At 66.3% G+C, this 13242-nt stretch carries 10 protein-coding genes and 1 tRNA gene; 7 read left to right on the top strand and 4 right to left on the bottom strand.

The genetic code is table 11. The annotated features are described in order from the left end of the window. The 4 genes from RWR81_RS10025 to RWR81_RS10040 form a co-directional block, all read right to left on the bottom strand. The coding region (locus RWR81_RS10025) for an SdrD B-like domain-containing protein (RefSeq protein WP_314457385.1) at positions 1-1875 on the bottom strand (1875 nt) is incomplete at its 3' end. Positions 1876-2389: 514 nt separating this feature from the next. After that, the gene (locus tag RWR81_RS10030; RefSeq protein ID WP_314457386.1) at positions 2390-3373 is read right to left on the bottom strand and encodes a ribose-phosphate diphosphokinase; all 984 of its coding nucleotides are present in this window, start codon (positions 3371-3373) and stop codon (positions 2390-2392) included. Between the two features lie 79 nt (positions 3374-3452). Further along, complete coding sequence (locus RWR81_RS10035) at positions 3453-4469, bottom strand: NTP transferase domain-containing protein (protein WP_314457387.1); 1017 nt, start codon at positions 4467-4469, stop codon at positions 3453-3455. A gap of 191 nt (positions 4470-4660) precedes the next feature. Continuing rightward, a tRNA-Gln gene (locus RWR81_RS10040) sits at positions 4661-4732 on the bottom strand. Between the two features lie 172 nt (positions 4733-4904). On the opposite strand from RWR81_RS10040, the gene RWR81_RS10045 reads away from it, so the two are divergent. The 7 genes from RWR81_RS10045 (at position 4905) to RWR81_RS10075 (ending at position 13223) form a co-directional block, all read left to right on the top strand. Continuing rightward, on the top strand, positions 4905-6152 hold the full coding sequence (locus RWR81_RS10045; RefSeq protein ID WP_314457388.1) for an acyltransferase: 1248 nt from the start codon (positions 4905-4907) through the stop codon (positions 6150-6152). A gap of 4 nt (positions 6153-6156) precedes the next feature. Next, complete coding sequence (locus RWR81_RS10050; protein WP_314457391.1) at positions 6157-6957, top strand: TetR/AcrR family transcriptional regulator; 801 nt, start codon at positions 6157-6159, stop codon at positions 6955-6957. A gap of 213 nt (positions 6958-7170) precedes the next feature. Further along, positions 7171-7830: a chain-length determining protein gene (locus tag RWR81_RS10055; protein WP_314457393.1), complete on the top strand. Its 660-nt coding sequence runs from the start codon at positions 7171-7173 to the stop codon at positions 7828-7830. Positions 7831-7944: 114 nt separating this feature from the next. Then, complete coding sequence (locus RWR81_RS10060; protein WP_314457395.1) at positions 7945-9282, top strand: hypothetical protein; 1338 nt, start codon at positions 7945-7947, stop codon at positions 9280-9282. Between the two features lie 998 nt (positions 9283-10280). After that, a complete protein-coding gene (locus tag RWR81_RS10065; RefSeq protein ID WP_314457397.1) occupies positions 10281-11120 on the top strand; it encodes a hypothetical protein in 840 nt (279 codons plus the stop codon). Between the two features lie 105 nt (positions 11121-11225). Further along, the gene (locus RWR81_RS10070; protein ID WP_314457399.1) at positions 11226-12632 is read left to right on the top strand and encodes a hypothetical protein; all 1407 of its coding nucleotides are present in this window, start codon (positions 11226-11228) and stop codon (positions 12630-12632) included. A gap of 36 nt (positions 12633-12668) precedes the next feature. Continuing rightward, entirely contained in the window at positions 12669-13223 is a 555-nt protein-coding gene (locus tag RWR81_RS10075; RefSeq protein ID WP_314457401.1) for a DUF6301 family protein, read from the top strand. Positions 13224-13242: the final 19 nt, after the last annotated feature.

Here is a 13242-nt window from a genome sequence, read left to right on the forward strand (position 1 = left end):
CAGACCATCCTTGTTGACGTCCTCCCAGACGTAGTCACCCACCGACACCGCCGGACGCACGAAGCCGAAGTCCAGCGTCATGTCCGAGGCACCATCCGTGGTCAGGTCCACCGACTCAGCCTTACCGGCCCGAGCGGAAGAGTCCTTGTCACGCTCACCAGCGCCGTCCTTAGTGGCCTCAAAACCCTCAGGAGCCGTCGCGGTCACCACATAGTGGGTGTTCGCGGGCAGGACCTGGAGGTTGTCGAACACGTACTTGCCAGCAGCGTCGGTCTTCGTCGTCAGCTCAGCACGAGCCGAACCGTCAGCGTTGTTCACAGTCCCACCGTCAGAGCGCGAGATCGTCAGAGTCACACCCTCGATCGGCTTGTCAGCATCGTCCTGCAGACCATCCTTGTTGACGTCCTCCCAGACGTAGTCACCCACCGACACCGCCGGAGGCGCGACATAGGTCGCTGAGTTCGTGATCTGTACGTTCGTGACCTGCTGGTCGCCGATGACGAAACTGTTGTTGCTAATGGCGGGCTCGCCCCACTGGATGGTGCGAGGAGCGGCCGGCTGGGCAGCGCTCGGGTCCTCCGAGAGAGTCACCTTGGTGCCCGTGGGCAGCGTGACCTGGGGGTCGAAGTAGGTCGTCTTACCCGGGGCGATCATGATCGAGCCGTGGCCGCTGAGGCCGTCGGGGTCGATCGTGAAGCCGGCCGGCGGCTGCCACACGGGGTTGTAGGTGTTGTAGTGCGCGGGCAGCGTGAAGTCCACGCGGACCGGGAACTGCACGTCCTTGTCGAGCAGGGCGGCACCCGAGCCCTCGACGAGCTTGTTCACCTTGAAAGTGCCGTAACCCGGCTCCATGGTCACGGTGATCTCGACGGCGTCGACGTAATAGGCGCTCACCGTGCTGCTGGACTCCAGGCCCTCGGCGGACACCGTGTTGCTGTACTTGACACCGGGCTTGGCGGGCTCGGCGAACTTCACCGGGAGGTAGGCGATCATGTTGGTCGCCGCCGGGAACGGGCCCGTGATCTTAATCGTGATGTCGTTGGCGGCGTTGTTGATGATCTCGACGTTCCAGTCGGGGTGCTTGACGGCGCCGTTCATGCTCCACAGGGTGTCGAAGAGCTCGTTGTTGGCGGCGCTGCGGTGGAAGCCGACGTAGGCCTCGCCCGGACGCGACCAGTCGAACTCCTGACCGGGGGCGAGGACCTCGTGGAAGACGAGGGTCGAGACAGAGCCGTCCGTCTTGATCGTCCCGGCGGGCTTGACGTTGTCGCGCATGTAGTCCGTGCCGAAGAAGACGGCCCAGGTGTTGGTGGTCTGACCGATCGAGACGGGGTTCTGAGTCCACTTGGTCAGCTGGGCGGGACCGTAGAGCTCGGCGGCGATACCAGCGGGCCCAGGCAGGTCGACGTCACGCTGCTGACCGTTGAGATTGAACTTGACCGTTCCCTGCGAGGTGGCGGCGGCCACGGTCAGCAGGAGGGAGAAGCCGCCCTTGAAGTTCTTGAAGCCCGCACGCGAGAGGTTCGCAGCCTCCTCGTTGAAGGTGCAGGTCATCGCGGCGTTGGTCGTCGTGCACTCACCGACGGTCCGCTCGACACCGCCCTCGTCCCGCACCGTCATGGGGTCGGTGCGCGGGGGCTCGCGGAAGGTGAAGACCTCGGGAAACCCCACGGTGAAGGACGTTCCGGCCGTGATGGCGGGCAGGCTCGAGGCGTCCCAGGTCCCTCCGACCTTCACTGGCTGCCACTGTATGAGCTGGGTGTCGCTCTCGCCGTTACCCTCCTTGTCGGTGGCGACCAACTTGTTGACCTCGACCTTGATTCCCGGGTCGTCGGCCGCGTAGGCGGTGGCGGGGGCCACCAGACCCGGGATCACGAGCCCGAGGATCGCGAGAAGGAGGAGGGGAAGGGCCCATCGCGCCCGCCTGGAGCGTTCCGGACTCACCCCCGGAGGAACAGTCGATCTCATCGATTCTCCTAGTGTTGAGAACAGGAATATTCAGCTCTGTCAGTGCGTCGGACACGACCGAGCGATGCGGGGAGTCTGGGTGAAACCTTAAGATTTCGCGAGAGTTGTCCGAAAATCCATGAGAAACACCCGCACGCGAGCGTACAGGTGACTCTCAGGAAGGACAAACAGTGGTGCATTGACTGCCCCGCACCCACAAGCGCGGCAATCATGAGGATTCCTGCCCACAGCACAACCCGAGGAGTGACCTGTGAAACACCCGATCGCGGTCACGATCTAGTATCATGCGCGCATTTCGGTGCCGTGCCGCACCGGTCCCGCCTGCGCACGAGGCCGTCACGCCCCTCTCGCACCCGCGTCAACGCGCGTGCCGGGACCCAGCGGGCCCCGGCACGTCGAGCTCATGCGTCGCCAGGTGCGCTCACACCCCGGCGGACTCGAACAGGGAGGTCACGGAGCCGTCGTCGAAGACTGCCCGGATCGCCCGGGCGAGCAGGGGCGCGATGGGTAGGATCGTCAGCTGCCCGAAGCGCTTGCTGGCGGGGATCGGCAGGGTGTCTGTGACGACGACCTCACGCGCGCCGCAGGTCGACAGCCGCTCGACGGCGGGCCCCGACAGCACCCCATGCGTAGCGGCGACGATGACGTCCTTGGCGCCCTGGTCCATGAGGACCTGGACCGCCTTGGCGATCGTACCGCCGGTGTCGATCATGTCGTCCACGAGGACACAGGAACGCCCCTTGACGTCACCCACCACCCGGTTGGCCACCGACTCGTTGGGACGTGTGACGTCACGGGTCTTGTGCACGAAGGCCAGGGGGGTGTCGCCCAGCGCGTGCGACCAGCGCTCGGCCACCCGGATGCGCCCGGCGTCCGGGGAGACGACCGTCGTCGTGGAGGGGTCGACGCGGTTCTTGATGTAGTCCACGAGCACGGGCTGGGCCCACAAGTGGTCCCAGGGACCGTCGAAGAAGCCCTGCTCCTGGCTCGTGTGCAGGTCGACGCTCATGATGCGGTCCGCGCCCGCGGTCTTGTACAGGTCCGCAACCAGTCGCGCGGAGATCGGCTCGCGGCCCAGGTGCTTCTTGTCCTGACGGGCGTAGGGGAAGAACGGGGCCACCACGCTGATGCGCTTGGCGGAGGCGCGCTTGAGGGCGTCGACCATGATGAGCTGCTCCATGAGCCAGTCGTTGACTCGGTCGCCGTGGGACTGCACGACGAAAACGTCGCAGCCGCGCACGGACTCGTTGAAGCGCACGTAGGTCTCACCGTTGGCGAAGTCGTAGGCCGTGGAGGACAGGACCTCCGTACCGAGCTCGGAGGCGACCGTCGCCGCGAGCTCGGGGTGCGCGCGCCCCGAGACAATGACCAGCCGCTTCTCGCCGCTCGTGATGATGCCCGTCATGAACTGTGTCCCCTCTTGAGGCCCTGTGGCTCAGGTTGGTGGATGGTGGGTTCTGGTGGTCTGGTGATGGCCGCGCGGCTCACCGGTCCCGGCCGGAGCCGTCGTCGAGCTGGGAGAAGGGGGCGACGACGGCGCCCGCGGGGACCGACACGTCGGTCAGGACGCTGTAAGCACCCACGCGCGTGCCCTCGCCCAGGCGGGTGCGCCCGCGCAGCAGGACCCCCTGCTCGAGGACCACGTCGCGGGACAGCTCGACGTCGATGTCGACCCAGGTGGAGGAGGGGTCGACGACGCCGACGCCCTGCGCCATCCAGCCCGTGAGGACCCTGCGGTTGAGCTCGGCGCCGAGCGCCGCGAGCTGGGCGCGGTCGTTGCAGCCCTCGACGAGCCAGTGGTCGGTGACGACGAGGGCCGAGGTGGCCAGACCCCGACCGTGAGCGAGGGCGACGACGTCGGTGAGATAGACCTCGCCCTGGTCGTTGTCGGTCCCAAGCCGGGCGAGGGCGTCTCGCAGCATGGCAACGTCGAAGACGTAGACGCCGGCGTTGACCTCGCGGATGGCGCGCTGGGTCTCGGAGGCGTCACGCTGCTCGACGACGGCCGCGACGCTCAGCGGATCCGCCTGAGGGTCCTGGGCGCAGGCGCGCAGCACGCGCCCGTAACCGGTGGGGTCCTCCAGCTCGGTGGTCAGCAGGGTGACGGCGTCACCGCGCTCGGCGTGCTGGCGGACCAGCGCCTCAAGGGTGGCGGTGTCCAGCAGGGGGACGTCACCGCTGGTGACGACGACGCTTCCGGTCAGGTCCTCGGGCAGTGCCGCCAGGCCGCAGGCGACGGCCCGGCCGGTGCCGGGGACCTCGTCCTGGTCGGCGGGGACGGCGTCGGGGGCGACCTCGGCGAGGTGGGCGATGACGGCGTCGCGCTCGTGGCGCACGACGACGATGAGGTGACGGGGATCCAGCCCCCTGGCGGCGGTGACGGCGTGGTCCACAAGGCTGCGACCGCCGATCCGGTGCAAGACCTTGGGGGTGACCGATCGCATACGAGTTCCCTTGCCTGCGGCCATGACGATGACGGCAGCGGGTGCGGTGGGGGTCACGTGTCCTCTTCTCACAGGTTCGTGCCCGGACCCCCGACAGATCCGGCTTGCGACCGGACGGAGACGGGGACGGACTCCAACGGTTTCTGATCTGGTACGGATGGACGGGCTGGCGCGCGGCCCGCAGGCGGCCGGAGGACCGCCAGTGGGCACGAGAGCGAGGGAACCCCGATGCCCTCATAGTGACGCCGCTCCGCCCCCAGGATTCGAACCCGGGCCTCAAGGCTCCAAAGGCCTGCGTGCTGCCGCTACACCAGGGCGGATCGTGACGTCTCCGCCCCGGCCGGGTGGCAGAGGACGCGACGCCGGGACAGTCTCTCACGTCCCGGTCGTACTCGGCACCTTCGACGCGGTTCGACACGGCTCGCACAAGCGGATCGACGCCACACTCATAGGACTTCCCAGTCAACCGGGGCGGCAGGGCAGGATGGCCTCATGTCCAGTTCGCCCTCCGCCCCCGCGGCGGCCCCTCCCCCCTCCGGCAATCCGGCGGCGGTACGTCTCGTCGAGCTCGATGGCCTGCGCGGACTGGCCGCCGTCGTCGTGCTCATCCACCACGCTCTGGAGACCGTGCCGGCCCTGGCCGAGGTCGGCGCCCGTCCTGGCGTGCTACCCACCGGGACGTTCAACCGGATCCTCACTCAGAGCCCGCTCCATCTGCTGTGGGCCGGCCACGAGGCCGTCCTCATCTTCTTCGTCCTGTCCGGTGTGGCCCTGACCTACCCGGTAGCCCGTCGGCATGCCCAGGGGCGACGCTTCGACTGGGTCGACTACGCCCCTCGGCGGTTCGTGCGACTGTGGCTGCCGGCGGCGGCCTCCACCACCTTCGCGGTCATCGCGATGCTGCTCGTGCCACGCTCGGCGAACCCGGCGCTGGGGCACTGGATGACGGTCACCCACCCCACCGGCCTCGGTGCGCGCCAGATGCTCATGGAGTACCTGCTCATTCCCAAGCACGCCTACCGCAACACGGTCCTGTGGTCCCTGCACGCCGAGGCGATCTTCTCCTTCGTGCTGCCCCTGATGATCCTCGGGGTGGCCCTGTGCGCCCAGTGGCGGATCTCCTGGCTGCCCGTGGCGGCCGCTCTGGCCGTACCGGTCATCACGGCCAGCCCCGGCTCGGGCAGCTACCTGCCGGTCTTCACCGTCGGTGCGGTCATGGGCTGGGCCTGGGGGCACAACCCCGCCCCGGTCCCGGAGCGCCCCCGCCCCTGGGCGACGGCGCAGGCCCTGGTCTGTCTGCTGCTCATCACGCTGGCCTGGTGGCCGGGGATGGAGAGTCACCTGGCCCAGCGCGTCGCCAACGCGGTCACCCTGGCGGCGGCGGCCTACCTGGTTCACCTCGTGGTGCGTGCCGGGGCGCTGCGCGGTCTGCTGCGCTCGCGCGTGGTGCAGTACCTGGGTCTCATGTCCTTCTCCCTCTACCTGGTGCATGAGCCGGTGGTGGTCTCGCTGCGACTGCTGACGCAGTCGATCTCGCCGTGGTGGATTCTCGTTCTGGCTCCGCTGGTCTCGGCACCGCTGACCTGGTTGTTCCAGCGCTGCATCGAGGCCCCCAGCCATAGGCTGGCGCGCCGAACCGGGGCCCGGACCTCAGCACGCATCGCCCGGTGGTCCGAGCGCCGTCGAGCCGCCCGCCAGGTCAGTAGGATCAGCCAGCTCGACCGGATCGGCAAGGAGTGACGCCATGGCAGCCAAGCGCACCCGTATGAGCGCCAGCGAACGGCGCGAGCAGCTCATCGTCGTGGCCCGAGGGCTGTTCGCCGAGCGTGGTTTCGATGCCACCAGCGTCGAGGAGGTGGCGGCCCGCGCTCAGGTGTCCAAGCCAGTGGTCTACGAGCACTTCGGCGGCAAGGAGGGTCTGTACGCCGTCGTCGTCGACCGGGAGATCACCACGATCTCGGCCGCGATCTCCTCGGCGATCACTGACCCGGCCACAGCCCCCGTCGCGGACTCCGACACAGTCCCGGCAGTGCCCCCCGAGGGTCCGGTCGCCCCGACCGGACCGGGCACGTCCGGCTCAGCCTCACGGATCGCTGAGAGGGCCGCCCTGGCCCTGCTGACCTATATCGAGGACTCTCCCGACGGGTTCCGCATCCTCTCGGCGGGCTCGGACCGCGCCGCCGGCACGTACTCCACGCTGCTGGCCGACGTCGCCATCGAGGTCTCCGGGATCCTCGCCTCGCAGTTCGCGGCCCATGACCTCGACCCGCGCACAGCACCGCTGTACGCCCAAATGCTCGTGGGCATCGTGGCCATGCCGGCCCAGTGGTGGCTGGAGAACCGTTCGATGAGTAAAGAGGAGGTGGCCGCTCACATGGTCAACCTCGCCTGGAACGGCCTGCGCGGCATGAAGGCCAGACCCACACTCCACGCCGGGTCCTCGGAGGGCTCGGGAGGCTCAGGGGCCTCGGACCGGATGTCCGGCCCTGGAGATCCCGAGAGCATGAGCGAGCCAGACCACACCGCCGGCCATGTCTCATCATGATCGGTTGCTCGCGTCACCTCCCGTCGGCCTCCTTGACGTCCTCTCGTCAGGTTCGTCACTTCTCCACCAACCGACCGCCTTGCGAGCCCGAGCAATCGCGCCCTAGCGACCGCTGAGAAGTGCCCAGGAACGAGGCGATTCACTCCTCGGGCCCGGCCCACACTCTGAGGGGCACGCTATTCTGTTGCTCCCGCAATCACCGAAACGGAACCCATGGACCCGGAAACCCTCATCATCGCGCTGCGCAAGAACGCAGTCCTTGTGGTCATGCACGTTGTGCTGGGCACCATCATCGGCCTCGTCTTCGGCCTGCTGACGCCGGCCGTGTACACCTCCACCGCGAATGCGAACCTGAACGTGGAGAACAGTGATGCCAACCCCACCAACACCTTCAACTACCTGACCTCCATCATGCCGACGCTGGTGGAGATCGGGACGTCGGAGAGCACCTTCTCGGAGGTCTCCCGAACCACGGGGATCAGTCAGGAGGAGTTGCGCAAGTCCGTTGCAGTGACAAGCAAGACCGGTACCACCGTGGTTGAGGTCCGCGCTGCCAGCACCAACCCCGAGCGTGCTCACAAGATCGCCGAGGCCGAGCTGACCGCCTTGGACTCGGTGGCCCGCGACCTTTCCAGCTCAGGGCAGCAGGGGAACATGACCGCGACTCTCAAGGTGGTCGACTCCCCCACGACCCCGACGTCGCCCTCCAGCCTGTCGGCCCTGTCCACTGCACTCATCGGGGCCGCCATCGGACTGGCCGCCGGCGCGGTGATGGCCATCCTGCTGTACTTCCTCAGTCGGAAGAACCCGCAGGACAAGGTTGAGGACCCGCTGCTCATCATCGGGCGCCGTCGTTCTCGGAAAGACTCCTGAGCGGCCGTGCCCCAGTCCTGGTCGCCGGCTCCGTCCCACCACGGGCAGCAGACGTTGCCGGAGGATGATCTCAAGACGGCTCCTGGGCCCAGGCCCCGACGGCGGAGGCTGGAGGTGGCGATCGCCGTCGCCCTCCTGGTCTGCGTCGGGGTGCGCCGAGAGCTGGCAGCCGCGCTGAGCGTCGGCGACTGCGTCGCGATCGTCTCAATCCCCATCACCTGGACGGCAGTACGCAACGCGCGCAGGTTCTCCCTGCTGCTGGTGCTGTCCATCCTGGCGGCAGGAACGGCCTTCATCATGTCCCTGCTGGCCGAGAGCAGCTTCGTCGTCGAGGCCTGGGCCCGCCGGGCCACCACTCTGAGCCTGCTGGCGGTGCCCTGCGCGGTGGCCGTCTTTGTGTGGGGGGCGCGCCGGCTGGGAATCCGGCGTGCGGCTCTGGCGGTCGGCTTCGGCATGCTCCTGGACGCGTTGCCGTTGCTTCAGACCAACTCGAACCCGTGGAAGTTCGGGATCGGTGCGGCCGTATCAATCATGGTCCTCAGCCTGGTGGCGAACCGGCGCCGACTGGTACAGATTGCCGCTCTGCTGGGCCTGAGCGCCGGCTTCCTGGTCTCCGACTCACGTTCCACCCTGGCCTTCCTCGCTGTCATCCTGGGCACCGTGGCCTGGCAGGCCCTGGCGACCTGGGTGCGGTGGCATGCGCCCACCCCACGGCGACTGGCCGTCTCACAGATCGTCGTCCTGGCGGTCGTGGGGGCGGTGGCGATGGCCGGAGTCCTCGTGGCCTCGGAGTCCGGGACCCTGGGCGAGGACGCTCAGAACCGGACCATCACCCAGTCGTCGAGCTCTGCGGGGCTGCTCCTGTCTGCTCGTCCCGAGCTGGGCGCCTCCTGGGCGCTGTTCTACAACCGCCCCTGGGGGTACGGCGCCGGCGTCAAACCTCGCTTCGAGGACCTGTGGGTGGCCAAGCGCGGTATGGCGGCCCTGGGATACGACCCGGAGAACGGATACGTCGAGAACTTCATGTTCGGTGGCCGTATTGAGCTGCACTCGGGAGTCATGGACATGTGGGCGGCCGCCTCATTCCCGGGCGGGCTCCTGCTGCTGCTCATCGCCGGGATGGCGCTGGCGGTGATGATGCGTGACCTGGGGCGGCTCAAGGCCACGCCCTGGCTGTTCTTCGCGGCACTGACCGTGGTGCAGAACGTGTTCGTGGGGCCGTGGACGGTGCTGCCGCCCTATCTGCCGATCGTGCTGGGGGCGGCGGTTCTGCAGCCGGCGCTGCGCGACGCGGTCCCATTGGACGCCGGCAATGAAGACGCCGGCAATGAATCGGAGGACGGTTCGGGCGAGACATCCCCGCCTGTTTCCGCTCCGGCTCCTGCGTCCGAGCCCGAGGCCCATCCTCAGTCGGGGGCTGTCACGAGCCCAACCGGCCCACCTCAAGACTAAAGGGTTGCGTCAATAGGTGACTCGTTGCCTCATCCACGAGGGCGTCATGCACGGACGGAGGCATTCGACGTGAGTGGGTGCAGGAATCCTGTCCCCGTACGAGCGGCATGTCCCCGTGGGTAAGGGAACGTCCCCGTACGCGTGGAGTGTCCCCAACGAAGACCAGTGGACCAGATGACGCGACCTCTTAGAGATCGTGTCGTCGCTGGGTGAGGGCTCGAGGGCGGGGCATTGGTCCTAGCGGTGGGTGGTCCAGGTGTGGCGGATGAGGTCTTGATGCCGCCCCGCCGGTACTGCACGGGGCCCGGTGCTACTAACTGGGGCTTGGGCGCGGGCCATTGACGCCTCGCGACACTCCCCTGCCGTAGACATAAAGCCCGTGACGACGACGTCGACCACCACCTCCAGGCGCCGTCGAGGACCATGCCGGTCCTGGCCGGCCCCCTGGCCGCTCCGGAGGCCGCCGGCTCTGAACGGAACAGCCCAGTGGTGTCCACATCTGCATCGGTTTCGGCTCCCGAGCAGTACCTGGCGAGCAAGGAGTGGAACTGAGCAGCACCAGCACCGCGGCCAACATCGGCTGCCCGGTCAGCAACTGACACAACCTCACGAACCACGCGCCGTCACCCGATCTCACAGCCCGTACGTCATCGGCAAGGCCGAACTTATAGCATAGACAGATACCATCAAGTAGTTGATGGTTGTCAAGGTGACAGTTTATGTGTTGAGTTACAGGATTGTGATGTTCCTGGTGGTGCCGGTGGGCGCTTGCCTGCTCGAGACAGAGTGAAGAGGGTCCAGTGGGTTCCTGGAGCGGGTCGGTGGTTGGTTCTTCCGAGCCTGGTGGCGTGTCGGAAGGGGTGTCGGCCGCACAGGTGCCGCCTGAGGTATGGCAACGGTTGCTGTGGGCCTATCAGGGATGGCTGAGGCGTCATGAGGGCCTGGCGCGGGTATTGCTCCGTCTGACGCGGGTGTGTCAGCGCATTACATTCGTGCTGATGGTGGCGGCTCTGGCGGTGGTTCCGGGGCTGTTAGCGGCGCTGGTGCCGGCGGCCGCGATGCTGGGATGCCTGATGGTGATGGCGCTGCTGGGGCGTACGCGCACGGTCTCATGGCGCGCAATGAGCCTCATGTTCTCGGTGGGTGTGCCCTGGGCGGTGGTGGTGGCACTGCTGACCCGGGTGGTGGCCGGGTGGGCCGGCGTGGAGGTGAGCGATGATGGTGCCGGGATAGCCTTGGCGGCGTTCATCGAGGAGCCGGGCAAGTTGGCGCCGCTGGTGGTTGCGGCGATGGTGGCGCCAGGACGGGTACGACGCTTCGCGGCGGTGGACTGGGTGCTGCTGGGATTCGCACTGGGTGCGGGGTTCACGGTGGCCGAGGATGGGGCGCGTCGCCTCATTCCGCCTGGGCCGCTAGCCCAGGCGTTGGGTGAGAACCTGTTGAGCTACTCGCTCAATCCGTGGACCTCTGGGGAGTTCACCATGTCCTCCGGAGGCTGGACCACCCAGATACTCGACCACACCGATGCCTCTGGTCCGATGATTCCGGGGCACCAGGTGTGGACCATGACGCTGGCCGCGGCGATCGCTCTGGGCATCGCACTGTGGCGCACCAGGTGGGTAGCGGCGCGTCTGGTGGCGTGGGCGCCGGTGCCGGCAGTGCTGACGCTGGCGGTGTCGGATCATGCTGCTTACAACGCCTCGGCCAGGTCGTGGGCGTCGGCGGCCTGGGCGGGACAGGGCCATGACGGCTTCCCGGAGTGGATGCTCGACCTGTGGCAGGCCTTGGGCCAGGGGCGCTCGGCCATCCCCGTCTCAGCGTGCCTGCTGGTGCTGTGACTGCTGGTCGATGCCCGCAGACGTCTGAGGGCCGGCGGGCCGGGGATCACCGGCCCGGAGGTTCCTCGCCCCCCTGCGCTGGGGGCTCTGGGCGGCCCATCCCTGGTGAGCGCTCCTCTCGAGGCGGTGACGGCGCTGGCAGTCTTCTCCTTCAGTGACCTGCTGCTCATTGCCCGGGCCTATGGGCAGCGGGACCTGAGCCGCGGCGAGCGAATGGTCCAGGGACACACCACCGCCGCATGGGTGCTGGGGGTGCGCCGGCAGGCGATGTCGGCCACGACCCCCGGCCTGGAGCCGGGAGCCCGGTGGGGCTTCGCCGTCGAGGCCCTGGCGATGAGCAGTCTGGTGGCATTGGGGTGCCTGTGGCAGGGCATCACTATGGCGCGAACCATCGGCCCCGAGCTGTTCTACGGCGACGACGCCTCCACCCCCTCTTACTTCGCGGGCCTGCTCGATGCTCTCGCCGCCTTCTGGGACGAGTTGGGCCCTGCCGGCCAGATCCTGATGATCGCCACCGCCGCCATGCTGCTGATGACCGCGGGATGGAGCCTGGCCTTGGCCCTGGCGGTCACCGGAGCCGCCTCCTGGACCATGACCCACGGCCACGGCCTGGCCTCCTTCATCCGCAACCCGGGCGCTGCGACGTCCTCCTACCTCGCCAACGTCACCGCCGGACAGCTGGCCTGGGACCTGATCGACTTCACCCTGACATTCATCCCCGGTTCAGCACTCGGAGCCGGAGGCCGCACCGTCGCCCGCACCACCGCCCGGGAAATGGCCGAGAGCACCGCCGCATGGAGGGCGATGAACGATGAGGTCGCCGCACTCTTCCGCCTCCGAGAGGAACGCCGAGCAGCCTTCTACGCAGCCGAGGAGGACCTGAAACGACTGATGCCCAAGAACCACAGTATGAAAAACTATCTTGCAGACGAGTATCGGGGAACGATTAAGAAGCTGGAGGACGGAGGTTACGACCCAGAACTAACCGAAAATCTGTATGATGCAGCGCGTCGACGCCACGAAGCTTTTAATAACTGGTATGGATCGAGTACTCGTATCGGCGAGTTGGGCGGGGAGACATACCTTAGGAGACTGGGATATGAGATCCCCGACGAGTTCCTCTCCGAGAACGTTCCGGTCAATAACGGAACCGCGCCTCGCGGATGGGTCGATGGCATGGCACTGTCACCTAACGGAGATGAGATGGTCGTATGTGAGTACAAGGGCGTCTCGGCAGAGCTCAGTAGGCAGCCCGTTGCAACCCAGTTCGAAGGGCAGTCACTGCAAGGAAGTCCAGCCTACACCCGAAACCACATGTTGACCGACCCTCGTTTCGCCAACTACTTTCACAACAACCCGGCGATATGGGAGAATATCAAAAGCGGGCACACCAGACTAACCATCAAGGTGTTGTACACTAAGGCTCCAGGCGTCACACTCACGGCAGAACAACCCTTCACATTAACACCCCAGGTAATCGACAGCCTTCAGCAAGCCATCAACGCACTATAATCACTCCCGCACGAGCAGAGAGTCAGGACAACGACCATGCCGCAACACATACTCGACTTCACCGACTCAGTGGGATTCCCATTCTACGCCTACGCCACAGACCAAGCAGTATCCATCATCAGAACCTGGGCCGAACACCCCTGGCCCATCACCCTCCAAGAAGCCTACACGCTCCGAGACCAATGCGGATGGACCGGAGCCCCCGACGATGGCCGATTCTTCACCACCCCAGTCAGCAACGGAAGAAAGACTGGATCCATAAGAATAGACGCAAGAAAACCCAATGTCATTTCTGGCATTAATGTTCAGCTAACAACAAGACTCCCTTTCGAATTATCTCCTATGGCATTCGCCTCCATAAGGTCGGTTTATTCGAGATACAGGGATGCTGTTGCTAGAATCTACGCTCAACCCAAAGAAAAAACGGACGAGTCAGGCCCTTACAGCGATTGGCTACTTCCCAACAACACATCTTTACAACTAGCTGCGACACACACATTCATAAAAATCGAAATCGAATCTCCTCTCGGCACTCAAAGAACATCTTTGGCCGCTTACTATGAAAACAAATACGGCCCCACTCTACCCTAGAGGTTCGGGCTGTTGGAGG

This window comes from uncultured Actinomyces sp. (assembly GCF_963526355.1).
Classification (GTDB): domain Bacteria; phylum Actinomycetota; class Actinomycetes; order Actinomycetales; family Actinomycetaceae; genus Actinomyces.